Annotated in this window: 25 protein-coding genes and 1 pseudogene; 6 read left to right on the top strand and 20 right to left on the bottom strand. The window is 61.5% G+C overall.

Annotation, left to right across the window (positions count from 1 at the left end; all coding sequences use genetic code 11):
- Positions 1–26: 26 nt before the first annotated feature.
- Positions 27–641 (bottom strand): DUF5666 domain-containing protein, encoded by a 615-nt coding sequence (locus tag P5706_RS23150; RefSeq protein WP_138816051.1) that lies wholly within the window; start codon positions 639–641, stop codon positions 27–29.
- A gap of 178 nt (positions 642–819) precedes the next feature.
- Between P5706_RS23150 and P5706_RS23155 the strand changes: the two genes are divergently transcribed.
- Entirely contained in the window at positions 820–2,016 is a 1,197-nt protein-coding gene (locus tag P5706_RS23155; protein ID WP_285682027.1) for an MFS transporter, read from the top strand.
- Here P5706_RS23155 and P5706_RS23160 read toward each other — a convergent pair.
- Positions 2,013–2,417: a type II toxin-antitoxin system HicB family antitoxin gene (locus tag P5706_RS23160; protein WP_285682029.1), complete on the bottom strand. Its 405-nt coding sequence runs from the start codon at positions 2,415–2,417 to the stop codon at positions 2,013–2,015. The genes P5706_RS23155 and P5706_RS23160 overlap by 4 nt on opposite strands.
- A gap of 11 nt (positions 2,418–2,428) precedes the next feature.
- Positions 2,429–2,617: pseudogene (locus tag P5706_RS23165) on the bottom strand (type II toxin-antitoxin system HicA family toxin).
- A gap of 250 nt (positions 2,618–2,867) precedes the next feature.
- Here P5706_RS23165 and P5706_RS23170 point away from each other — a divergent pair.
- Positions 2,868–3,746 carry a LysR family transcriptional regulator gene (locus P5706_RS23170; RefSeq protein ID WP_285682031.1) on the top strand — a complete coding sequence of 293 codons (879 nt, stop codon included), beginning with the start codon at positions 2,868–2,870 and terminating at the stop codon, positions 3,744–3,746.
- Here the strand turns inward: P5706_RS23170 and P5706_RS23175 are convergent.
- The gene (locus P5706_RS23175) at positions 3,735–4,856 is read right to left on the bottom strand and encodes a cytochrome P450 (RefSeq protein WP_285682033.1); all 1,122 of its coding nucleotides are present in this window, start codon (positions 4,854–4,856) and stop codon (positions 3,735–3,737) included. The genes P5706_RS23170 and P5706_RS23175 overlap by 12 nt on opposite strands.
- 74 nt (positions 4,857–4,930) lie before the next feature.
- On the opposite strand from P5706_RS23175, the gene P5706_RS23180 reads away from it, so the two are divergent.
- Positions 4,931–5,626: an ArsR/SmtB family transcription factor gene (locus P5706_RS23180; RefSeq protein ID WP_285682035.1), complete on the top strand. Its 696-nt coding sequence runs from the start codon at positions 4,931–4,933 to the stop codon at positions 5,624–5,626.
- A 1,043-nt stretch (positions 5,627–6,669) separates the two neighbouring features.
- Here the strand turns inward: P5706_RS23180 and phnP are convergent.
- From phnP to P5706_RS23250, 14 genes are all read right to left on the bottom strand, one after another.
- On the bottom strand, positions 6,670–7,419 hold the full coding sequence (gene phnP, locus P5706_RS23185) for a phosphonate metabolism protein PhnP (protein ID WP_285682037.1): 750 nt from the start codon (positions 7,417–7,419) through the stop codon (positions 6,670–6,672).
- Positions 7,410–7,982: a phosphonate metabolism protein/1,5-bisphosphokinase (PRPP-forming) PhnN gene (gene phnN, locus P5706_RS23190; protein ID WP_200432726.1), complete on the bottom strand. Its 573-nt coding sequence runs from the start codon at positions 7,980–7,982 to the stop codon at positions 7,410–7,412. Before phnN ends, phnP begins: the two co-directional genes overlap by 10 nt.
- Entirely contained in the window at positions 7,982–9,127 is a 1,146-nt protein-coding gene (locus tag P5706_RS23195) for an alpha-D-ribose 1-methylphosphonate 5-triphosphate diphosphatase (protein ID WP_285682040.1), read from the bottom strand. The genes phnN and P5706_RS23195 overlap by 1 nt, the downstream gene beginning before the upstream one ends.
- Complete coding sequence (gene phnL, locus P5706_RS23200) at positions 9,117–9,836, bottom strand: phosphonate C-P lyase system protein PhnL (protein ID WP_200432801.1); 720 nt, start codon at positions 9,834–9,836, stop codon at positions 9,117–9,119. Before phnL ends, P5706_RS23195 begins: the two co-directional genes overlap by 11 nt.
- Entirely contained in the window at positions 9,836–10,645 is an 810-nt protein-coding gene (phnK, locus tag P5706_RS23205; RefSeq protein WP_200432800.1) for a phosphonate C-P lyase system protein PhnK, read from the bottom strand. The genes phnL and phnK overlap by 1 nt, the downstream gene beginning before the upstream one ends.
- The gene (locus tag P5706_RS23210) at positions 10,606–11,472 is read right to left on the bottom strand and encodes an alpha-D-ribose 1-methylphosphonate 5-phosphate C-P-lyase PhnJ (RefSeq protein ID WP_110623386.1); all 867 of its coding nucleotides are present in this window, start codon (positions 11,470–11,472) and stop codon (positions 10,606–10,608) included. Before P5706_RS23210 ends, phnK begins: the two co-directional genes overlap by 40 nt.
- Complete coding sequence (locus P5706_RS23215) at positions 11,465–12,541, bottom strand: carbon-phosphorus lyase complex subunit (protein ID WP_285682043.1); 1,077 nt, start codon at positions 12,539–12,541, stop codon at positions 11,465–11,467. Before P5706_RS23215 ends, P5706_RS23210 begins: the two co-directional genes overlap by 8 nt.
- Positions 12,541–13,131 (bottom strand): phosphonate C-P lyase system protein PhnH, encoded by a 591-nt coding sequence (phnH, locus tag P5706_RS23220; RefSeq protein WP_017136211.1) that lies wholly within the window; start codon positions 13,129–13,131, stop codon positions 12,541–12,543. The genes P5706_RS23215 and phnH overlap by 1 nt, the downstream gene beginning before the upstream one ends.
- The gene (gene phnG, locus P5706_RS23225; protein ID WP_285682810.1) at positions 13,131–13,568 is read right to left on the bottom strand and encodes a phosphonate C-P lyase system protein PhnG; all 438 of its coding nucleotides are present in this window, start codon (positions 13,566–13,568) and stop codon (positions 13,131–13,133) included. Before phnG ends, phnH begins: the two co-directional genes overlap by 1 nt.
- Positions 13,569–13,571: 3 nt before the next feature.
- A complete protein-coding gene (gene phnF, locus P5706_RS23230) occupies positions 13,572–14,276 on the bottom strand; it encodes a phosphonate metabolism transcriptional regulator PhnF (RefSeq protein ID WP_200432730.1) in 705 nt (234 codons plus the stop codon).
- Between the two features lie 36 nt (positions 14,277–14,312).
- A complete protein-coding gene (gene phnE / locus P5706_RS23235; protein ID WP_017136208.1) occupies positions 14,313–15,095 on the bottom strand; it encodes a phosphonate ABC transporter, permease protein PhnE in 783 nt (260 codons plus the stop codon).
- A gap of 147 nt (positions 15,096–15,242) precedes the next feature.
- Entirely contained in the window at positions 15,243–16,244 is a 1,002-nt protein-coding gene (gene phnD, locus P5706_RS23240) for a phosphonate ABC transporter substrate-binding protein (RefSeq protein ID WP_200432731.1), read from the bottom strand.
- Positions 16,245–16,276: 32 nt separating this feature from the next.
- The gene (gene phnC / locus P5706_RS23245; RefSeq protein ID WP_138816064.1) at positions 16,277–17,110 is read right to left on the bottom strand and encodes a phosphonate ABC transporter ATP-binding protein; all 834 of its coding nucleotides are present in this window, start codon (positions 17,108–17,110) and stop codon (positions 16,277–16,279) included.
- 213 nt (positions 17,111–17,323) lie between these two features.
- Positions 17,324–18,696, bottom strand: a protein-coding gene (locus P5706_RS23250) for an IS3 family transposase (RefSeq protein ID WP_285678350.1) whose coding sequence is annotated in 2 segments (ribosomal slippage) — positions 17,324–18,225 and positions 18,225–18,696 — 1,374 coding nt in all. Because the reading frame shifts where the segments join, the coding sequence is not laid out codon by codon here.
- A gap of 418 nt (positions 18,697–19,114) precedes the next feature.
- On the opposite strand from P5706_RS23250, the gene P5706_RS23255 reads away from it, so the two are divergent.
- The gene (locus P5706_RS23255) at positions 19,115–19,531 is read left to right on the top strand and encodes an NUDIX hydrolase (protein ID WP_285682047.1); all 417 of its coding nucleotides are present in this window, start codon (positions 19,115–19,117) and stop codon (positions 19,529–19,531) included.
- Positions 19,532–20,080: 549 nt separating this feature from the next.
- Positions 20,081–20,356, top strand: a complete 276-nt coding sequence (locus P5706_RS23260; protein ID WP_017136205.1) for a DUF6124 family protein — start codon at positions 20,081–20,083, stop codon at positions 20,354–20,356.
- 121 nt (positions 20,357–20,477) lie between these two features.
- Here P5706_RS23260 and P5706_RS23265 read toward each other — a convergent pair whose 3' ends face one another.
- On the bottom strand, positions 20,478–21,380 hold the full coding sequence (locus tag P5706_RS23265) for a LysR family transcriptional regulator (protein ID WP_285682050.1): 903 nt from the start codon (positions 21,378–21,380) through the stop codon (positions 20,478–20,480).
- Positions 21,381–21,490: 110 nt separating this feature from the next.
- Between P5706_RS23265 and P5706_RS23270 the strand changes: the two genes are divergently transcribed.
- The gene (locus P5706_RS23270) at positions 21,491–22,675 is read left to right on the top strand and encodes an MFS transporter (protein WP_285682052.1); all 1,185 of its coding nucleotides are present in this window, start codon (positions 21,491–21,493) and stop codon (positions 22,673–22,675) included.
- A gap of 365 nt (positions 22,676–23,040) precedes the next feature.
- Here the strand turns inward: P5706_RS23270 and P5706_RS23275 are convergent, their stop codons facing one another.
- The gene (locus P5706_RS23275) at positions 23,041–23,433 is read right to left on the bottom strand and encodes a hypothetical protein (protein ID WP_200432735.1); all 393 of its coding nucleotides are present in this window, start codon (positions 23,431–23,433) and stop codon (positions 23,041–23,043) included.
- Positions 23,434–23,439 lie beyond the last annotated feature (6 nt).

Genomic DNA, 23,439 nt, shown 5'->3' on the forward strand with positions numbered 1-23,439 from the left:
CCCACATTTGTTTTTGTGTTTGGCAGTTACATCGGCGGTGTCACGCCATCCTTGCCGGCTGAGATCGCCTGGGCCGTAATGGTCCCATCCGCGCCCTGCGCCGCAAACAACACCACCTTCACACCCGCCTTGAGCAAGCTGCGATCGCCCGGCTCCAGGTTCACGATCGGCACATCCTCCGGCACCACAATCTTCTGCTCGCCGCCTTTGTACTTCACGGTCAGGGTGCGCCCGTTGCTGACCACCAAGTCGCCCACCGTGCCATTGGTCATGCTGCTGCCTTCTTTCAAATCGAACGCGCGGTGCCCGTCACCCGTACCGGCCATGGCCGGTGGGAATACGTGGACTTCCAGCGCAGTCAGGGTGCCATCGGCGTTCGGCATGGCGGCCGAGCCGATGTAGCTGCCAGGCTTGATCTCATCGATCTTGGCCAAGGTAACGGCGCGTACCTGGGTGGCCGGCGTCAGATGCACCACAACCTCTTCGCCACTGTTGACCTTGACGTGCATCGCGTCGCCGTCCATCGCAGTAATGGCGCCGCGTACGCCGACCCGTGGGGCCTCGGCGGCATTGGCCAGCCCAATGGCCATGGCCGCAGCCAGGGTGGAGGCCAGGAGCATCTTGTTCAGCGTGATTTTCATCGCAATGGATTTCCTGTTTCGACAGTTATGTCTGAATGTATCATTGGCGTTCGACCCAAAAGTTAACGATTCAGTCATTAATTTGCGGCATGAGTGATATCAATGCGCGCGCCCTACACCGGCGCAGGTGTTGCCTTTACCCTCGCACGCCACCTTCCTTCGCTTGAATGAGAACACCATGACCGCTACCTCACACGCTTCAAGCACCATGACCCGAGGCATGGTGATGCTGTTTGCGTTCTGTTGCGGCGCCATTGTTGCCAACATCTACTACGCCCAACCGATCATCGAGCTGATCGCGCCGGACATCGGCCTGACCCCGGCACTGGCGAGCCTGATTGTCTCACTCACGCAAATCGGCTATGCCCTGGGCCTGTTCTTTCTGGTGCCGCTGGGCGACCTGCTGGAAAACCGCAAGCTGATGATCATCACCAACCTGGTGGCCATCGCCAGCCTACTGGGTGCAGCGTTTGCCGAGCAGCCGAATGTGTTCCTGCTTGTGTCGTTGCTGATTGGCTTCAGTTCCGTCTCGGTGCAAATTCTTATCCCGCTGGCCGCGCACCTGGCGCCCGCCGAGTCCCGAGGCCGGGTGGTCGGCAGCATCATGGGTGGCTTGTTGCTGGGTATTCTGCTGGCGCGGCCGGTGTCCAGCCTGGTGGCTGACCACTTTGGCTGGCGTGCGATGTTCATGGCGGCGGCTGCGGTGATGGTGTTTATCAGTGCGGTGCTGATGCTGACCATCCCCAAGCGCCAGCCCGACCATAGCGCCAGCTATGGCCAACTGCTGGGCTCGCTGGGCACCTTGCTGCGCAAGCAACCGCTACTGCGTCAGCGCGCGTTCTACCAAGGCTGCATGTTCGCCACTTTCAGCCTGTTCTGGACCGCTGCACCGTTGGAGCTGGCACGTAATCATGGCCTGAGCCAAAGCGAAATCGCCCTGTTTGCCCTGGTCGGCGCCTTGGGCGCTATCGCCGCGCCTATCGCCGGGCGCCTGGCCGATGCCGGCCACACACAGCGCGCCTCGCTGCTGGCCATGGTGTTTGCCGCGCTGAGCTTCCTGCCGGCTTTTGTACACCCGTTGTACAGCGTGATCGCCCTGGCGCTGACCGGCGTGGTGCTGGACTTCTGCGTGCAGATGAACATGGTCCTCGGCCAACGCGCCATCTACGCCCTTGATGCCAACAGCCGCAGCCGCCTGAACGCGTTGTACATGACCAGCATCTTCATCGGCGGCGCCTTCGGCTCGGCGATTGCCAGCAGCGTGTATGAACACGGCGGCTGGCTGGGCGTGATGCTGGTGGGCAGTGCATTCCCGCTGGTGGCGCTGTTGCGGTTCCTGAGCGCTTCGCGCCAGGCCGAGGTGGCTACCGCTTAAGAACGCACCAACTTCTCCAACGCCGCATCCGCCAGAAATGACGAGCGGCTTTTAACCTTGTGCTCGCGCACATAGCGGTCGATACGCTGAATGACATAACCGGGCAAGGTCACATTGACCTTCTCGGTCTTGCCCAAATAGGGCGAGATATCCAGCTCCAACATACCCCAGCCCATGCCGGCGTAGTCTTTGTGGGCGTGGTGGTTGGCCACTGACGTCGGCATCGGAATCACCCCGCCTTCGGCCGCGATTTCTTGCAGCAGGATGTGGGCGATTTCTACCGCGGCGTTATACGCCTCTTCAAAACTGTCGCCGGCGGTGACCGCGCCTGGAATATCGGGGATCTGGATACCGGTGGCGGTGAAGTCATCGCCCCATTCGATACAGATTGGGTATTGCATACATGCTCTCCTTAAAACTGAAACAGCCCGGCGCGCTTTCTGATGCTGCGGACGGTGCCCGGAGGCAGGTCCTTTTTGGGATGAGGCAACGGGATCGTTTACGGGTTATAGCGGTGGGTAAAAATATGATGACTGCCCGTGACCCGATCCAGCACCCAACCCGACTCTTGCAGCTCCTTGATCAATAACCTGCTTTGCACCCCAGCCTCCTTGGCTTGGCCTGAATAAAAACAACCCTAGAGTTATCTTTACTCAAGCACAGATTTCGTTGGTCGGACTGGCGGCCGTATTGCTGAATATTGGAAATGCACCGATTTATTCCCACCCCATGCCTTCCACTCGGGTTGCAGGCAAGCGTGATTCGATACGCCGAGGTCAACCCCGATTACACTCAACGCCCAGAACCCTCAGCCATGCTTGAGGCCCTCACCCGCTAACCAAGGACCTTCGATGGACCGCCTCAGCGCAATGGAAACCTTCGTCCACGTGGTCGAAACCGGCTCGTTCTCCGCGGCAGCCAAACGCTTGGGCATCGGCCAGCCCGCCGTGTCGAAAAGCATCGCGCAATTGGAGGCGCGCCTGGCGGTGCGGTTGCTGTTGCGGTCCACACGCGGCCTGACCCCGACCGAAGCGGGCCTTGCCTATTTCGAGCGGGCCAAGCGCGTCATCGATGAAACCAACGAGGCCGACGACGCTGCACGCGGCGCCGGGGCCGGGCTGTCGGGCAACCTGCGCGTCAGTGCTGCCACCACCTTTGCGCGGTTGCACGTCATCCCGCACCTGGGGCCATTTCTGGAGCGATATCCCGCCGTCAATATTGAAGTGGTGCTCAATGACCATTCGCTCAACCTGGTGGAAGAAGGCATCGACGTGGCCCTGCGCATGGGCAACCTGGTCGACTCAGGCCTTACCGCGCGCAAGATTGCCCAATCCCATCGGCAAATCCTGGCCACCCCAACCTACTTCGAACGCTTCGGTGAGCCCGCCACTCCGGCGGATGTGCTGCAACATCAAGCGATCATCTACAGCCTGGGCGGCGGCGCACGCTGGACCTTCAGCAAAGGCGACAGCCACTTCCCGATCGTCGCCAGTGGCCGCATACGCGTAACCTCGGCCGAAGGCGTACGCGCCGCGGTGCTCAACCATTTGGGCCTGGCCATGGCGTCGACCTGGATGTTTGGCCCGGAGTTGGCCAGCGGCGAAGTAAAAGCCGTGCTGAACGACTGGCGATTGCCGCCCATCGATTTATGGGCGGTGTTCCCCACAGGCCGAATGGCGAGTGCCAAGGCACGGGCGTTTGTGGAGTATGTAGAAGGGTTACTCGTTTAGCCCCGTAGCGCTGAACCTGGGGATACGGCCGTTAAGCGATGGCCAGTAGCTGAAGCGGCTCGCGCCCGCCAGCAAAGCCGGCTGACGACGCAACACGGCCAACACAGCGTGCGCGGCGATCGTCAGTGCCATCTGTTGGCCTGGGCAGTGATGGCGCCCGCTACCAAAGCTGAACAGGTGCCGTTGCGTGCGCGCCAGCACAAAACTGTCGGGATCGGTGTTGGCCTCAGCGTCGCGATTGGCCGACGCCAGCAGAACTAAAATACTCTCCCCCGCCGCCAACACCCGGTTGCCGATGGTGCAGCGCGCCGCCACGAATCGCCGTGTGTTTTGCACCGGTGAATCGTAACGCGCCACCTCCTCCACCAGCGCCGTGGCGAGGGCTGGCGTGCGTACAATCTGCGCGACCAGCTCAGGGTGCCGCGCAAGCATCACCAGTGAGTTGCCGATCAACCCGGCGCTGGCTTCGCAGGTCTGCGACAACAGCCCGATCAGATTGGCCGTCAACACCTGCGCATCCTCCCAGTTGCCGCCACGGATATGGGCCAGCAGCGCGGTTTCTTCCAAGACCTCTCGGAACATCCGCTGCAACTGCGACGCGCCGGCCTGCGCAGTGCACAACTGCGCTTCACTGCTCAGCGGTGAAAGGCCGGCGACAAACGCCCGCGTGAGCCCGGCGACACACGCCACTTGTGGCGCAGGGCATCCCAGCAGCGACGCAACCACCGCGACGGGCAAGGTAAACATCAGCGCATCCAGGGTCTGCACGCTGTCGATCAACCGAGCGACCTGCTCGGCGATGGCCGACGCCTCCACAGCCGCCAATGCCGGCTCAATCGCCGCCCGAGGGCATCGATGCGCCGGGCCTTCGTTCATGCGCATCCACCGCGCAAAAACCTCTCCTGCCGTACCCTGTGCTATCGCCTTGGGCACCGGCTCGTGTAACGGGCGTACGTGACAGTCCGGGTGTGCCAGCACCGCCTCCACCGTCTTGGCCCGACTGGCGACCCACAGGCCCAGCTCGGCATCGAACAGCAGTTCTTCATGACGCCGCAGGCTGGCGTAATACGCATAGGGATCAACATGGGTAGCAGCTTGCAGCGGTGTCATCCGGGACGTCCTGTGCTTAAAGAAGCGTTACTATCGGCGCTCCCACGCGGCAATGATTCGTTCAGGAACGAAATATGAACGCCTTTGATGATGACGCGGCACTCTCACAAATCGCCGGGGCGATAGCAGAGCCTGCGCGCACGAAAATGCTCTGCGCGCTGATGGATGGCCATGCGCGCACCAGCACCGAGATGGCCGTGATTGCCGGCGTCAGCACCTCGACGGCCAGCGCCCACTTGGCCAGGCTCAAGGACGATGGCCTGCTCACGCTGCACACCCAGGGCCGACACCGTTACTACAGCCTTGCCGGCGCGCACGTGGCCCAGGCCATCGAAGGGTTGATGGTGATCAGCCGCAACACCGCCCAGGCGTTTGTCCCCAGCACGCCCAACCGCCTGCGACTCGCACGTACCTGCTACGACCACATGGCCGGCACGCTGGCGGTGCAACTGCACGACCATTTCATCGCCTCTGGGTGGCTGGTTGGCGATGGCACCTATGCGCTGACGACGCCCGGTGAAACCGCGATGATCGCGTTGGGGCTGGATATGCCTGCGTTACGCGCGCAGCGTCGGCGTTTTGCCTGCGCTTGCCTGGACTGGAGCATGCGCCGGCCGCATTTGGCAGGGGCATTGGGTGCAGCGGTTTTGCAGTGCGTGATTGGTCGTGGGTGGGTGACTCAGGATCTGGACAGCCGGGCGCTGGGGGTCACGGCCAAGGGGCGCAAGGCGTTTGCAGCGCGCTTTGGCTTAGAAACTGCCGGGCAATAAGATTAAAGGTGGGAGGTGGGTTGCCTGCGGTGGCGGTCTTTTGGTGGTGTAAATATCCGTTGCTGCGGTAACGGCCGCTTAGGGTTCCGCTCTTACAGCGGGTCACTTTTGGCAAACGCCCCAAAAGTAACCAAAAGGTCTGTGCCCCACCACTTGGCACCTCGCTTAGGCTCGGTGTGCCCTCACTCCGGCTTGAATCCGTGGGCCGCCGCGATGGGCCATCCTTGGCCCAGCGCGGCTAACCCGGCGTCCTGCCGGGTTACCCACGGATTCAAGCCTGCGTTCGGCCATCGTGGTTAACGGGGCGTCTGAGATCAAAAGCAGATCAAGATCAAAATCTACAGCACGGCGGCCTGAAAGCCGACCTGAGTGGTTGAATCCAAAGCCAGATCAAGTGCAAAGCAAAAGCCTGTCTACCTGATGCAACGCGGTCTAAATGTGGGAGCGCATGCAGTTTTGAATATGAGATCGGCTGCGGATTTGCATGCACTGAAGAGCTGCTTTTCTGTGGGAGCTGGCTTGTCGAATCGTCGCACCGCTGCGATGCAGGCACCTCGGTACATCAGGTACACCGGGTTGATGCCATCGCAGGCAAGCCAGCTCCCACAGGTGACCGAGTATGGTTCTGCTGTTGCTGTTGCTGTTGCTGTTGCTCCGGCCCTTACATCCTTTTCGATGACGAAGTCAGCGGTCTTTTGATCTGCGCTTTTGATCTTGATCTGAAATCGCCCCGTTAAACACGATGGCCGCAATCTGACAGTGATTTGGGGGGTAAACCGGCAGGACGCCGGTTTAGCCGCGCTGGGCCAAGGATGGCCCATCGCGGCGGCCCCCCAAATCACTGGCGGATTGCGGGCATGCCGAGCCTAAGCGAGGCACCGAGTGTTGGGGCGAAGACTTTTTGGTTACTTTTGTGTCTTTACAAAAGTGACCCGCCGTAAGGGCGGAACCATAGGCAGCCGTTACCCAAATAACGGATATGTACACCAACAAAAGACAGCCATCGCAGACAAGCCAGCTCCCACATGAACAAGCGGCGCCTGCTAGAGAATCCGGCCATCCCAGGCCACCGTCACATGCCGTGGCAACTCGCGTCGGTGTTCCAGCAACCAGGCATCGAAGGTGTGCCCCACATGGGTCAACACACCCAACTGCGCGCCGGTTTCTTCGATACTCTGCAACGCCAACGTCAGGTCATTGTGATTACGCGGCGCTTGCGGCTGCGGCGGCATGGAGCAGTCGAGTACCAGCACGTCCAACGGCTCTCGTTGCAACCAGGCCAAGGTAGCCGGCGGTAGACCGACGGTGTCAGTGAGGTAGGCGATGCGCCGCCCCTCGCCTTCGAGCAGATAACCCAAGGTCAGCTTTGAATGCTGCAGCGGCAACGCAGTAACGCTCAGTTCGCCAAACCGTCGGGTTTCAAACTCGGCAAACGGCTGGCTGAAATCGAGGATGCCCGGATGTTTGTAGAGGTCGGACAAACCCTCCGGGTCGGCGGGGCCGTGTACCGGAATGATCAAGCCCTGGCCCCAACGCAGGTGCAACAAACCCTGAGCGTGATCGGCATGATAGTGCGTCTGCAAAATCCCATTAAAACTGCGCGGCGGGAAGCGTTCGCAGAGGTCGGGCAAGCCACTGTCGATCAACCAGCGCTGGTCGCCGCACTCGATCAACGCGCTGCACGGGCGGCGGCGCAGGCTGGCATCACTGCGTGCCAGACCGCACGCCGCGCACTCGCAGCCATACACCGGAACCTGCCGCGCGTCACCGGTGCCCAGTAAGGTCAGGCGCATGCCGTGTGCCCGTGATCGAGGCAGCAGAGCAAGCGCTCGACGGTGTTTTCCAGCGGGCCGGAATTGTCGAGTACAAACAATCCGCGGCCATTGCCCGCGATCAAATCAGCAGTAAACCGCGCATTGCGCGCCAGGCGTTCCTCGATATCGGCCTGGGACTCGCGCCCGCGCGCCATCAGGCGCTGGCGCAATACGGCCTGATCCACCGTCAGAAGCAATACCAGCAAGCTCGGATAGCGCTCACGGGTTTGTGCCAGGTGCGCACGCGAGCCATTGACCAGCACATCGTCCCCCGCCGCCAGCCATTCATCGATGGCCTTGGGAATGCCATACCACAAGCCATTGGCCTGCCAACTGAGGGCAAACGCGCCCTCGGCCAGCAGCGCGGCGAACTGTTCCGGGCTCACCCCTTGCGCGGCCTCGCCCACCGCTTCCGGCGAACGGGTGATCACGCGGCGCACAATGCGGCAGCCGCGCTCGGCCAAGCGTGGGCGTGCGGCATCCAGCAGGCTGTCCTTGCCCGAACCGGATGGCCCGATGAGATAGATCAACCTGCCTGCCATCAAAACACCCTCTTCGCTTGTCGCCAGACTTGTTGCACTACAGGAAGCCCCTCGCAGCGACGGGCTTGCACCAAATCCGCTCGCAGGCCTATCGCAATTTCACCGCGATCCGCCAGGCCCGCCGCTTGCGCAGGCGCCAGGCTGATCATCTTGACGGCCCGCGACAGGTCGCCGCCATCCTGTTGATCGGCCAGCACAAAGGCCGCCTGCAACAGGCTGGCCGGGTAGTAGTCACTGGAAAGTATATCCAGCAATCCTTCGGCAGCCAGGCCGGCGGCGGCCACATTACCCGAGTGCGACCCGCCGCGCACCACGTTCGGCGCGCCCATCAGAACTTTCATGTTCAGTGCCTGGCAGCCCTTCGCCGCCTCCAGCGTGGTGGGGAATTCGGCGATGGTCATGCCGTAGCCCGCCGACTCCTCCACATGCGCCAGCGTCGCGTCGTCATGGCTGGCCACCGACAGGCCGCGCTCCAGGCAATGGGCGACGATGGCCGCACGATAGCGGTCGCTATATTCCTTGGAGTTGGCCATTTGCAGCACGATAAACGCGTCCATGGTTTCGTCGTTGAGGTGGTACTTGCCCATGTAGTACTCACGGTACTTGGATTCGAGCACGAACTGGCGCTGGCCCGGCGAATGGTCCATCACCGACACCAGCCGCACCAGCGGGTTTTCCACCAGGTCGCGGAACACACTGAGGGTGTCCGGGTGGCACAGCTCGCAGCGCAGGTGCAGGTGGTGCTCGGCGCGGGTCAAACCGGCGTCTTCTGCCTGGGCGATCGCATCGAGCATCGCCGGCAGCTTTTTCATGCGGTTGCCCTTGGGGTTCACATCGCCGATGGACACCGCGTCGAACACTGTGGTGATCCCCGCCGCAATGATTTGCGCATCATGGCTGAGCACCGCCGAGATCGACGGCCAGTCCACGCCGGGGCGCGGGGTCATGTGTTTTTCCAGGTTGTCGGTGTGCAGCTCTACCAGGCCCGGCAGCAGGCAATCGCCGCCCAGGTCCTGGGCCTGGGGTAACTGGCTGCGGCCTTCGGCGAGGTCGACAATCTTGCCGTCGCGCAGCACCACCGTGCCCTGGAACATGCGCTCCGCCGTGACGACCTGGGCATTGGTGAGGATCTGTTCAGCGGGCATGGGCGTATTCCTCTTGGGCGACGGGCGATGGGGTCATGTCGAAATGGCGGTCAGCGACCGCTTCACGGGCGGCGCGGTCGTGGAAGATGCCGATCAGCGCCGCGCCGGCGGCCTTGGCTTCGTTCATCAGTTCCAGCACCACTTGGCGGTTGCTGTCGTCCAGGGACGCGGTAGGTTCGTCCAGCAACATCACCGGCCAGGCGACCATGAAGCCCCGAGCGATATTGACGCGCTGTTGTTCGCCACCGGAGAAGGTGCCGGGCGCCAGTTGCCACAAGCGCTGCGGGATGTTCAGGCGCGTGAGCAGCTGTTCGGCGCGGGCCTGTGCATCGGCCTTCGACCAGCCACGGGCCAGGGCCGGCTCCATCACCACGTCCAGGCAGGCCACGCGGGGGATGACACGCAGAAACTGGCTGACGTAACCGAGGGTCTGCTGGCGCACCTGGAGAATGTCACGCGGCTCGGCGCCGACCAACTCCAGCCACTCACCGGCATGCTGCACACGAATGCTGCCACCCGCTGGCAGGTAGTTGCCGTAAAGGGTGCGCAACAAGGTGCTTTTACCCGCGCCGGACTGGCCATGCAGTACCAGGCATTCACCGCCCTGCACACTGAACGCCACACCGCGCAGCACGTTGAGCACCACGCCGTGTTGCTGATGCAGGGTGAAGGTTTTCGAGAGGTCACGGACCTCAATCAAGGCATTCATCATGGCTGCAATACCGAAGACACCAGCAGTTGAGAGTAAGGGTGCTGTGGATCGTCGAGGATCTGGTCAGTGAGCCCGGTTTCCACCACGCGGGAGCGGCGCATCACCATCAGGCGGTCGGCGAGCAAACGCGCAACGGCCAGGTCGTGGGTGACGATCACCACCGCCAAATCCAGCTCACGTACCAGGCCGCGCAACAGGTCGAGCAGGCGCGCTTGCACCGACACATCCAGGCCGCCGGTGGGTTCGTCCATGAATACCAAGCGCGGGCTGGAGACGAGGTTGCGGGCGATTTGCAGGCGCTGCTGCATGCCGCCCGAGAAGGTGCGCGGCAAATCGTCGATGCGCTGCGGGTCGATTTCCACCTGGCCGAGCCAATCCAGACCGGCGCCGCGCAGCTGCGCATAGTTGCGCACGCCTTGGGCCATCAGGCGCTCGCCGATGTTGGCGCCGGCCGAAACGCCCATGCGCAGGCCGTCCCGTGGGTTCTGCTCGACAAAACCCCATTCGGTGCGCAGCAAGGTGCGGCGCTCGGCTTCGCTGGCGCTGTACAAATCCAGCCATTCGCCGTCCTTGCTGCGGTAGCCGATGCTGCCGGCTTGCGGCGGCAAACGCCCGCTCAGCAGCGAGAGCAAGGTGGATTTACCTGAGCCGGATTCGCCGACAATCCCCAGCACTTCACCCGGGTAAAGATCAAAGCTGACGCCCTGGCAGCCCTTCTCCGGGCCGTAAAGCAACGACAGGTCACGTACTTGAAGCAAAGGCTGGCTCACTGGTTGTTCTCCTTGACGCGTTGGGCGCAATACCAGGTGTCGGAACACACAAAACTCTGGGTTCCCGCGTCGTCGAGAATCAGCTCATCGAGGAAGGAATCGTGGCTGCCGCAGATGGCGCAGTTGTGTGCCCACTTCTGCACTTCGAACGGATGGTCTTCGAAGTCCAGGCTGGTGACCTGGGTGTACGGCGGCACCGCGTACAGGCGCTTTTCGCGACCGGCGCCGAACAGCATCAACGCCGGGCTCATGTCGAGTTTGGGGTTGTCGAATTTAGGGATCGGCGACGGGTCCATCACGTAGCGCTCATCGACCATCACCGGGTAGGCGTAGCTGGTGGCGATATGGCCGAAGGTGGCGATGTCTTCGTAGAGTTTGACGTGCATCACCCCGTAGTCGTTGAGGGCGTGCATGGTGCGGGTCTCGGTTTCCGAGGGTTCGATAAAGCGCAGCGGCTCGGGGATCGGCACTTGGTAAACCATGATTTGACCGGCCTGCAGCGCCGTTTCCGGGATGCGGTGGCGGGTCTGGATCACGCTGGCGTCGGGCGTCGCTTCGGTGGTGGCAACCCCCGCCGTGCGGGCGAAAAAGCGCCGGATCGACACGGCGTTGGTGGTGTCGTCGGCGCCCTGGTCGATCACCTTGAGCACGTCATCATCACCGAGGATCGCGGCGGTCAATTGCATGCCGCCGGTGCCCCAGCCGTAAGGCAACGGCATTTCGCGGCCGCCAAACGGCACTTGGTAACCGGGAATCGCCACGGCCTTGAGCAAGGCGCGGCGGATCATGCGTTTGGTCTGTTCGTCGAGGTAGGCGAAGTTGTACGCCGGGTCGCGCACAGCCGGTTGGGTCAAGTCATTCATGGCGGTTGCCCTCGGCCGGTTGGCGCAGTTTGCGGATCAGTTCCAGCTCGGACTGGAAGTCCACGTAGTGAGGCAATTTGAGGTGCGAGACAAACCCCGCCGCCTCGACGTTGTCGCAATGGGCCAGCACAAACTCTTCGCGTTGGGCCGGTGAGACGACTTCTTCGTTGTATTCCCCGGCGCGCAGCGAGCGGTCGACCAGCGCCATGCCCATGGCCTTGCGCTCGGCATGCCCGAACGCCAAACCGTAGCCACGGGTGAACTGCGCCAGCTCGGTGGCCGAACCGACGAACTGGTTGACCATCTCGCACTCGGTGACTTCGATGCTGCCCAGGCAGATGGGAAAGCCCAGCTCTTCGGGGTCGATCCACACCTCGACGTCGCCGATGCGAATCTCACCGGCAAACGGGTGGTTACGGCCGTAACCGCGCTGGGTCGAATAGCCCAGCGCGAGCAGGAAACCCTCGTCGCCACGGGCCAGGGCTTGCAGGCGCTCGGCGCGGCTGGCCGGGTATTCCAGCGGGTCGCGGGTGATGTCGGCGACGCTGGCGTTGTCGTCGGCTTCGTTTTTGATCAAGCCTTCTTTGGCGAGCAAACCAAGCACCCGTGGGCAGGCGTCAATCTGTGCATCCGCCGGGGTCTGCGGGCCTGGGTATTGACCTTCGGCCAGCAGCGAAAAATCCAGCAGGCGGTGGGTGTAGTCGAAGGTCGGGCCGAGCAGTTGGCCGCCGGGCACGTCCTTGAAGGTGGCTGACAGGCGTCGGCTCAAGGACATCTGCGACGTATCAATCGGCAGGCTCGGGCTGAAGCGCGGCAGCGTGGTGCGGTAGGCGCGCAGCAGGAAGATCGCCTCGACCAAATCCCCTGCTGACTGCTTGATCGCCAGCGCAGCCAGCTCTTCGTCGAACAACGAGCCTTCGGTCATCACCCGCGCCACCGCCAGCGGCAATTGCTCGCGGATCTGCCTCACGCTGAGTTCAGGAATGGCGGTATCGCCCCGGCGTTTTTTTGCCAGCAGGCGGTGGGCATTGTCGATGGCCTGTTCGCCACCTTTGACGGCTACGTACATCAGGCGTGCTCCTGTGCAATACGGCTGCTGCGCGGCAGGCCGATCAGGTGGTGGCCGGCGGTGAACACCAAGTCCAGACCACGCGGGAAGGCTTCGCGGCGTTGGCGCTCTTGCCAGAAGGCTTGCGGCACCGGCAGGTTTACCAGGCGCTGGGTTTTGATCCCTGGGCCGCGCCAGTGCAGGCCGCGACCGGACTCCAGGTCGGTAAGCTGAACCAGCAAGGTGCAGGACTGATCCGGGTAACGGTCGTTGCCGTGGTCGAAGCCGCCGAGGTCAAGCAGGTCTTGCTCACCGAGCAGCGCGAACACTGCGTCTTCGCGTTTATCGGTGAGCGGGCAACCACAGTGGAAGGCCAGGTTGGCGCGGATCAGCGGCGTGTCGAAGCTCGGCGCCAGCCACAGTGGCGTGTCCATATCCAGCAGGGCCAGGCACAGCGCGTAGGTGGCGGGCGCCAGGCCGTCGAGGCGTGGCGCGGACGGCAGATGCTGGATCAAACCGGGTTCGGCCAACGCCTTGAGGGCAGCACGAAAACCACGCTGGGCATCCAGCACCGGCTCGACAAAGGCCGGTTGCAATAGTTGAGCGTTCATCAGTTTTCTCCTCGTACCAGGGTGAAGAACTCGACCTTGGTGGCAGCGGTGTCGGTTTCTTTTTGCGCACGGCGCTGGGCCTGGGCAGTGGCCAGGGCGGTGATCAAGTCGCTGAGCCACAGGCTCGGTTGCGTGCCTTGCAGATGCGCATCGGCCAACGCGGCCAGCTCGGCATGCAGCTTGTCGCGCCCGGCCAGGTAGCTGTAGCCGGTACGGCCGTCGGCCAGGCGCACCACGCAGCGGGTCACGCTCATTTCGCCGACGTTGAAGGCCGCGCCGTCACCGCCCATGCGCCCGCGCACCAGGGTCATGCCGATTTCCGGGGCGCGGATCAGTTGGTACTCGGCGTCTTTCAACGCGGCCTCAAAGGGTTGCAATTCATTGAGCTGGGCGCGGGCTAATACGCCGATCCAATGTTGTCGCGGGGACACATTCATCATTCAAGTCACCACTTGGTACTGAAAGCGATCCGAACGGCTGGTGGACTGCGCCAGCTCCACCGGGCGGCCGTCGCGATCGCAGGAAAGGGTAAACACCGTGAGGGCCGGCAAGTGCCGAGGCATCATCAGCAGCGCGGCTTCATCACGGTTGGGCAGACGCGCACCGATCAGGCTTTGGGTGCGGGTCAGCGGCAGCGCTCGTTCACGCAGGTACTGGCGCAGGGAGCCGCCGTTGTAATCGGCCAGCAACGGCGCACGGCTGGCGCAGTAGCGATGGCGGATCAGGCTGACGGGCTGGTGATCAAGCTTGCGCAGGGTTTGCAGCTCGATCATCGGGGCCATCTCGGCGATGCCCAAATGCAGGGCTTCGTCGCGGCTGGCGTAGCAGTAGCGGCGCTTGAGCAACACCGCCTGCACGCCGACGCCCTGGGCCGACAGTGATTGGCTGTAGGAGGTCTCGGCGCCCATCGAGTAAATCAGCGGGCGGTCGAGCACCTGGGTGCCCTTGCCCTGGCGGCGCAACAGGCTGCCTTCAAACACCAGCTCGTCGATGGCGCGGCGCAAGGTGTGGCGGTTGACGCCAAAGCGCTCGGCCATGTGCACCTCGCCGGGCAGGAAGTCACCGGCCTGGTAGCTGCTCAATTCACGGCGCAGGATATCCGCGAGTTCGCGGTACACCGGCTCATCTTGTCTAGACAACTGCATGCTTAAAAAAAGCGCCGCGCGGGCACCCCTCCGGCGTCAGATGAACTGCTTGCGCAGGCGTTGGGACAGCACGTCGATACAGCTCACCACCACGATGATCACCAGCAGCACCGCGCAGGTTTGTACGAACTGGAAGGCGCGAATGTTTTCCCAGAGGATCACGCCGATACCGCCGGCGCCGACCATGCCCACCACCGTCGCCGAGCGCACATTGGCTTCGAAGCGGTACAGCGCGTAGCTCACCCACAGCGGCATCACTTGCGGGATCACGCCGTAGATCACTTCCTGCAAGGCACTCGCGCCGGTGGCTCGCACGCCTTCTACCGGGCCTGGGTCGATGGCTTCGACGGCTTCGGCAAACAGCTTGGCGAGCACGCCGGTGGTGCTGATCCACAAGGCCAAAACACCGGCGAAAGGACCGAGGCCGACGGCGACCACGAACAGCATGGCGAACACCATTTCATTGATGGAGCGGAAGGCGTCCATCACGCGGCGCAGCGGTTGGTGGACCCACCACGGGGTGATGTTGTCGGCGCACAAGATGCCCAGCGGCACCGAGCAGACGATGGCCAGCACCGTGCCCCACAGGGCGATTTGTACGGTGACGATCATCTCCTTGAGGTAGGAGCGCCATTCGTGGAAGTCGGGCGGGAAGAAGTCGGCGGCGAAGGTCGCCATGTTTCCGGAATCGCGGTACAGCGCCAGCGGGTTCATCTCGGCGCCGTGCCAGGCCCAGGCCAGCAGGACCAGGAACAGGCCCCAGCCGAGGTATTGCGGCCAGGTGCGCTTGCCGACGGCTTCAGCGTGTAAGGTAGTCATGGGTTCACTCTCAGTTGTTGTGAGGTGTGCTTTCTGTGGCGAGGGAGCTTGCTCCCTTTCGACTGCGAAGCAGTCGCCAGCTATTGGGGTGCTTCGCACCCCAGAGGGAGCAAGCTCCCTCGCCACAAAAGCCGGTTCCTACTGGGGTTAGCCGTTTGCCGCAGTTTTCTTGTCCAGCTCGGAGATGCGCTGTTGCAGCTTGGCCAGGTCGGCGTCGATGTCGGCGAGCTTCTTGGCCTTGTCGGCCGCTTCCAGCTTGTCGTCTGCACTGATGGTGGTGCGCTGCTTGAACAGCTCCAGTTGGCGGATCGGCAACAGCTGGTCGTCGTTGGAAGCGAGGAACTTGCCCAGTTGCATGTTCTTCAGCACCGCTTTCTCTTCATCGGTGTCGCCATAGTTGGCGAAGAAATCACGGATCTTGGTTTTCTCGCTGTCCGTCAGCGCCTTGCTCCACACCATCGGGTCGGCCGGGATCAGCGGCGATTTCCAGATCACCTTGAGCATTGCGGCTTTGTCCGGCTGGGTGACTTCCAGGCGGTCCCAGCTTTCGGTGTTGAAGGTGGCCACGTCCAACTGCCCCTTGGCCACGCTGAGTGCGTTGACTTCATGGCTGGAGTTGAGCGTGCGTTTGAACGCGGTGGCGGCATCCACATGGTTCTTGGCGAACACGTAGTAGCCCGGCACCAGGTAGCCCGAGGTGGAGTTCGGGTCACCGTTGCCGAAGGTCAGGTTCTTGGCGTTTTTGAGCATGTCGTCGACGTTGTTGATCGGGCTGTCCTTGCGCACGATCAGCACGCTCCAGTAACCGGCAGCGCCATTGGCGGCGGCGGTCTGGGCGAAGATCTCGCCGTTGGAACGGTCCACCGCCTCCATCGCCGCCTTGTTGCCCAGCCAGGCCACGTCGACCTTGTTAAAGCGCATGCCCTGGATCAACCCGGCGTAGTCGGAGGCGAAGGTGGCGTTGATGGTCAGGCCGGTCTTCTTCTGCATGTCATCCAGAAACGGCTGCCACACACTCTTGAGGTTCTGCGAAGACTCGGTGGACATGATGCCGAAGTTGATGGCTTTGTCGGCGGCCTGGGCAGTGCCCATGGCGGCGCCGGCCAGCAACACCGCAGACAGAAACACTTGGCCGATACGGTTCAACATGGACGGGATTCCTGTGGGTCGTGAGTAGGGTTTCAAGCGCGCGCCATGGCCAGCCGAGGCGTGGCGACGGCTGTGCGGGTCTGGTCGGAAAACATCAGGCTGGTGTCGACGTCGGCACCGTACAAATCGTTGAGGAACTGGCTGCTCATGGCGCTGCCCTGCCCGTCGAAATGAATGCGCCCGCCTTTAAGGGCCACGGCACGCGGGCAATAACGCATGGCGTAATCGACTTGATGCAGGGTCACCACCACGGTCTTGCCGTCGCGGCGGTTGATGTCGGCGAGGATCTCCATGACCTTGCGCGCCGACTCCGGGTCCAGCGAGGCAATAGGCTCATCGGCGAGGATGACTTCGGCGCGCTGGGTCAATGCACGGGCAATCGCCACGCGCTGCTGCTGACCGCCGGACAAGGTCGAAGCACGCTGCCCGGCCAGGTCGGCCAAGCCCACACGGGCGAGGGATTCGAGGGCAAACGCCTTTTCCTCGGCATTGAACAAACCGAGGTTGCCGCGCCAGCGCGGCATGCGGCCCAGGCAACCGAGCAGTACGTTGTCGAGCACGCTCAGGCGGTTGACCAGGTTGAACTGCTGGAAAATGTAGCCGATGTCTGCGCGCAACCGCCGCACCTTGCCATTCAAGCGCCCACTGGCCTGCACCTCCCGGCCCAACACCTTGACGCTGCCGCCGTTGCTCTTGTCGCAACAGGCCAGGCCCGCCAAATGGCGCAACAACGTGGACTTGCCGGAACCGGAAGCGCCAATCAGCGCGACCATCTCACCTGCGGCAATGGTGAGTTCGAGGTCGACCAATGCGGACTTCTTCGCAAAGGTCTTGTTCAAGTGATCGACATGGATAGCGTGAGTCATGGGCTTCTCTGTCTGGTTTGAACAGCCACACAAGGGCTGCGGTTGAGTTCAAACGACAGTAGGCGCGGGAGGTGTCAGTGCTATTACTTGCACATGACTGCCGGGCGGCGGTTTGATGAAGGTTTTGTGAAAGGTTGCAAAGCCACCGCAATCCCCTGTGACCGATCGTTCCCACGCTCTGAACTGACCCCACAAAGTTGGACGTTTACCCATCTATGCCTGAGCGGCCTGAGTTCTGTATTCAACAGGACTCAGGCCGTTTAGCTTCAGTCTGATACGCGAGTGATTGTAATACTGGATGTACTCGTCGATGCCAGCGTGAAGCTCATCAAGGTCGTTAAATTTATTCAGATAAAAAAACTCTGACTTCAGTGTGCCGAAAAAACTCTCCATGGCCGCATTGTCGTAGCAGTTACCCTTGCGCGACATGCTCGGCGTCACGGAGCTTTTTTTGAGAGCCTGCAGGTAAATGGGCATTCGATACTGCCAGCCCTGGTCTGAGTGCAAAACCGGTTTTTCATGCGGCTGAAGTCGCTTGAATGCACCTTTGAGCATCTTCCCGACCATATCGAACAGCGGCCTTCTGGCAACCTCATAGGAAATGATTTCGCCGTTGTACAGATCCAAAACGGGCGACAGATAAAGCTTCTGGCCTCCAACTTTGAACTCTGTAACGTCGGTTACCCACTTTTGATTGGGTGACGGAGCTTCGAACTCACGCCTCAAAAGATTTGCCGCTACCTTGCCTACCTCACCCTTGTAGGCTCGGTATTTCTTCACGCGCACCAAGCTCTTGAGCTGAAGCTGCGCCATCAGTCGCTGAACCGTCTTGTGATTGACGAGATGACCAGCGCTTCGTACCGCAGCCGTTATCCGGCGGTAGCCATACCGGCCCTTATGCTCATCGAACGTCGAACGAATCTTGTCTTTCAGCTCAGCGTGCTTATCAGCCGCTTGCAGCGCCTTTTGCTGATAGTAAAAGGTGCTGCGTGCCAAACCGGCGAACTTCAGCAGGCTTTCGAGAGAGTGCCGCGGCCTCAGTCCTATTACGATTCGCGCTTTTTCTGCTGCGCTACTCGTTTCTTCTCCTGAACCAAGGCATCGAGCTTTTTTAGGTAGTCGTTTTCCATCCGCAACTGCTTTACCTCGGCAAGCAAATCATCGCGTGAGCGCGACTCATCATCGGGTGAGTCGGGTTGAACAGGAGGAATGGTGGTTGGCATTTTTTTCGGACGTCCGGCTCTATTAGGCTGCTTGGTAAGGGCATCAAAACCGCCCTCATCATAGCGGCGCTCCCAGAGGCCGATGATGCCGAACCTGCGGATGTCGAACAAGGCCGCCGTCTGCCGATAGGACAGCTGTTCCTTACGCATACGTTTCAAAACAGACAGTTTGAAGTCGTTGCTATAGCGCTGCAGCTTTTTCTGTTTCAGCCCGGCAGCGCCATGCACCTGATAGGCCGCAACCCACTGGCGAAGGGATGAAAAATCCACATTGTGACGGTGTGCCACATCCCTCAAACCCGCGCTACCGGAACAGTAGTCCTGCACTGCTGCCAGTTTTACTTGCTCTGTGTACTTACCCATGACACCCCCAAAGGTTGTGTCCAACCTTTGGGGGTCAGTTCACTCTGCGTGGGAACGCCGCCTGGGACGCTCTGCGTCCCGAATCAGGCGAAGGTTTACGCAACGGTGACGCAGAGCGTCACGGGATGCATTCCTTTGCTGCGCGTGGGAACGATCTACAGGTTTTGTGAAAGGTTGCAAAGCCACCGCAATTCCCCGTGGCGAGGGAGCTTGCTCCCGCTGGGCTGCGAAGCGGCCCCAAAAAACGACGGGCGCGGTGTGTCAGGTGGATCGAAGGTGGCTGGGTTGGGACTGCTGCGCAGTCCAGCGGGAGCAAGCTCCCTCGCCACAGGGGCTTGGCTTGCCTTAAGGTATTCAATGTTCCTGCGATTGCTTCACGCCCATATAAATTGTCCCAAAACATGGAAGACAAACCTCAATGATCATCGCCAAGGCTTGCCCCGTCGTACTGCGAAAAAGACAGACTTTGGAAATCCTGGCCTTCGAACACCCCCTCGCCGGTTTCCAACTGGTCAAGGGCAGCATAGAGCCAGGCGAAACCACAGAGGCCGCCGCCATCCGAGAACTGCGCGAAGAGTCCGGAATAAACGGCAGCGTAATACGGGGCTTGGGCCCCTGGCATTCAGAGATCACCGGCCATACCTGGGCTTTTCACCAATGCCGGGCTTCGGTAGAGCTTGCGGATAACTGGACCCATTTTGCTGAAGATGATGGAGGCCATGAATTTCGATTTTTCTGGCACCCATTGAGCAGTGAACTTACCCATGAATGGCACCCAATCTTTAAGGGCGCGCTGACTACATTGATAGAGAGGCTTGGTGATAACCAAAGCTGAACAAGACTTTCCCTACGCCCAGTCAGTTAACCGCTCTGCATTATGTTGACCGAGCCATACGCAGGAGGGCCAAGCCCTGCCGGGTTTCCCATTCCCCGGTCGACCAACCTGCGTATGGTTCACCCTTTCCAACCTGCTCAGTGGCGGCTGTGCATGGGAGGCTTTTCGGCCTGCCGGGTTCCTATGACCGGCCTACCACCCCGTGTACAGTCGCCTCCCCCCGTCGTGTGATGGCTACCGGCCAATGTATGTGAAGATCTGCCCTACACATATTTCGGGTTGCGTCCGATCAACCTCACCGCTAACCTTCGCGGGTCGCTGCAAAATCAGCGAACGGGTGTGGAAGCCCGAACTCTCCAGGCGTATAAGCGCCCATAGCCTCTAGCGGGCGCTTTTTTCATGCCCGCTATAAAGTGTTATGGCGGCTGTGCGCGGGGCACCTTCGGGTGCGCCGGGGTCCTGGAGTCCGGTCTTCCACACCTGCGTACAGTCGCCACCCAATCATGTGGAAGTGATCGTGGCGACTCCTTTAACTCCAGGAGTAACACCATGAAAAAAGTCACGCCTAACCCTCCGCCATCCACCTCGGATGACACCCCACAAACCCCACCCAACCTCATCTTCACCGTCCGCCCCGGCCTCAGTACCGAAGTTGCCTTGAGCAATGCCAGCGAGATGCTGGAATCGGCGACGGTGTGTGCCTACGACTGTGCCGAGCACTTGGATGGATCAAGCCGCAAGCAGGTGCTGGCAGTGGTGCAGATGGTTGAGATTGCGCAATTGTTGGTGGATCAAGCGCTGAATCGGGAGTGTCCCGTGGCCTGATGGCTGAGGCGATCTAGTGTGGGAGCTGGCTTGCCTGCGATAGCGGTGTGTCAGCTACCCATCTGCCAACTGACCCAACGGTATCGCAGGCAAGCCAGCTCCCACATTGGTTGTGCGTACATCAGGGGATATTTGCGTCACGCACGCGCAGTCGCGGGGTGACGAAATCCAGGAAGGCGCGCACCTTCAGCGGCAATGGCGCCTGCCCTTTGTGCACCAGGCTGATCGGCAACGCCGCTGATTCGTAGGGCTGCAGCACCACCTGTAAATCACCCTTTTGCACTGCGTCCGCCACTTGATACGACAGCACCCGAATCACGCCAACATCCAGCGTTGCCGCCGTAATCGCCGCTTCCGCGGTGTTCACCGACAGCCGCGAATGCACGGGCACGCTCTGTTGCGCTTTACCCGCCCCAAACACCCACGCGCCCACCGAGGACAGCACTTCAAAGGTGATGCAACTGTGGTCCGTCAGCGTCTGCGGCGTGGTCGGTTCGCCATGGGTTTGCAGATAATGAGGACTGGCACACACCACCCGCCGCACCGTGCCGACTTGCACCGCCTTGAGTGAGCTGTCCGGCAGGTCGCCAATGCGCACGGCCACGTCGCACTGTTCTTCCATCAGGTGCACCACGCGGTCGGTGAGCACCAGGTTGACGCTGATCTCGGGGTACTGCGCCAGAAACTCCGCCACCACCGGCACGATATGCAGGCGCCCGAACACGATGGGCGCGGTCACCGTGAGCTCGCCTTTGGGCACGGCATATTCGCCGGTGGCGGCCCGTTCGGCTTCGCCGATCTCTTCGAGAATCCGCTGGCACGCCGCCAGATAGGAAGCACCCATGTCCGTCAGCGACAACTGCCGCGTGGTGCGGTGCAGCAGCCGGGATTTGAGGTGAGCTTCCAGTTCCGCAACTTTACGGCTGACCGTTGCCAGCGGCATGCCCAACTGGCGCGCCGCCGCCGACAAGCTACCCGCCTCCACCACCGCGACAAACACCGACATCGATTCAAGACGGTTCATAACGCCCTATCAAATTCTGGAAGGATGATTCCCGATCCTAGGGGATTATCGACATAAACGCGACTGCGTAAGGTTGGCGACTCATCCCCCAGCGACATGAGGCAAACGCCATGACATCCGAGAATGCACCGCCGCGAGGCAAGATCATCATGATGGCGGTGATCGCCGGCGCGGTGGTCACCAACATTTACTGCACCCAGCCGGTGCTGCCGTTGATTGCCTCGGACATGGGCGTGGCGGTGTCGACGGTCAACCTGGTGGCGGGCGCGGCCTTGCTGGGGTTCGCCACTGGGTTGGCATTTTTACTGCCCATGGGCGACCGCTTTGACCGGCGCAAGCTGGTACTCGGGCAGATTGCGCTGGCGTTCTGCTTTGCCTTGGCTGCGACCTTTGCGCCGAGCATTTGGGCGTTGATCGGCGCCTCGTTCGGCCTCGGCGTGGTGTGTTGCGTGCCGCAACAGTTGGTGCCCTTTGCGGCGGTGATGTCGCAGCCCCACGAACGCGGGCGCAATGTGGGCACGGTGGTCAGCGGGATCATGTTAGGGATTTTGCTTGGGCGCACCATCAGCGGTGTGGTCGGTGAAGCGTATGGCTGGCGGGCGGTGTATGCCATGGAGGCAGCGTTCATGATCCCGGTGTGGTTTATCGCAGCCAGGCTGCTGCCGCCGGGCGTGCCGAGTACCGACCTGTCCTACCCTCGTCTGCTGGCTTCACTGTGGCCGTTGATGCGCGATAACAGCCCGATTCGGCAATCGATGATGGTGCAGGCGTTGTTGTGGGCGTGCTTCAACGCGTTTTGGGTGAATTTGGCCGGGTTGCTGGCCAATGGGCCGTGGCAGCTGGGCAGTGCCTGGGCCGGTGGTTTCGGGATTATCGGCGCGGTGGGTGCGTTTGCGGCGTCGTATGGCGGGCGGGCGGCGGACAAGCTGGGTTGTCGCAAGGTGATTGGCGCCAGCGTGGGGATTGTGACCTTGGCGTTTTTGATGCTGGCGGGGGCGCAGACGTCATTGATCTTGCTGGTGCTGGGCGTGATTGTGCTGGATATCGGTGTGCAGGCCGGGTTGGTGGCCAATCAGACGCGGGCGTTTGCGGTGGACCCCAAGGCGCAGGGGCGGATTAACAGTTTGTATATGACCGCGACGTTTGTGGGTGGAGCGGTTGGGGCGACGGTGAGTGGGTGGTTGATGGCGCAGTTTGGTTGGGTGGGGATTGTGGAATTTGGGGTGGTGTTGGGGGTGGTGGCTGGGGTGATTCACTGGCTCGGAGCGCCGCGCCGCATTCAAGAACTGGCGTAAATCTCAGATCAAATGGAGATCAAAACTGTGGGAGCGGGCTTGCCCGCGATAGCGGTGGACCAGGCAATACCTAGCCAGCAGGTGTACCGCTATCGCAGGCAAGCCAGCTCCCACAGGGGATTGCGTTTCAAGTCAGGTAATGCTCGTTCCCACGCGCAGCAAAGGAATGCCGCCTGGGACGCTCTGCGTCCCGAAGTGGGCCTGACGCAGAGCGTCACCGCATGCATTCCTTTGCTGCGCGTGGGAACGATCAAATTCGAACGATCAAAGGGGATCTACTGTGGGAGCTGGCTTGCCAGCTCCCACAGTGGATTGCGTTTCAAGTTGAGTAATAAAAAAGGCGACCTTTCAAAGGTCGCCTTTTGTTATTGCGCGTATTGCTTGCTCAACCCCGGCGGCACGCCGTGTATGTCGGTGTCTTCCCACGGCCCGTTCGGGCTGATGGAGCGGCTCCAGCCGTTGCTCCAGCGGTAGTAAGTGCGCTGGCGGTAGAAGGTGTCAGGCTGTTCGTCGAGCACATACACCTGCATCTTGCCGTCCCAGTGGCTGGCCGCGCCAGGTGGTGGGGCGAAGGTGGGCGATTTGCTTGGCACAGGTTTCGGCGGCGGCGTTACCGGGCCGGAAGGCTGGGTGCTTGGCTGGGTCGCCGGGCCAGACGGCGGGATAGTCGGGCCGGTGGGCGCGGGAGGCCGATGGACCGCACAAGCGCTCAAGCCGAGTACCAGGCTGAGCAAGGTGATGCGTGCAAATGCGGTCATAGGCGT

It is taken from the genome of Pseudomonas sp. ChxA, assembly GCF_030263855.1.
Taxonomy (GTDB): domain Bacteria; phylum Pseudomonadota; class Gammaproteobacteria; order Pseudomonadales; family Pseudomonadaceae; genus Aquipseudomonas; species Aquipseudomonas fluorescens_CB.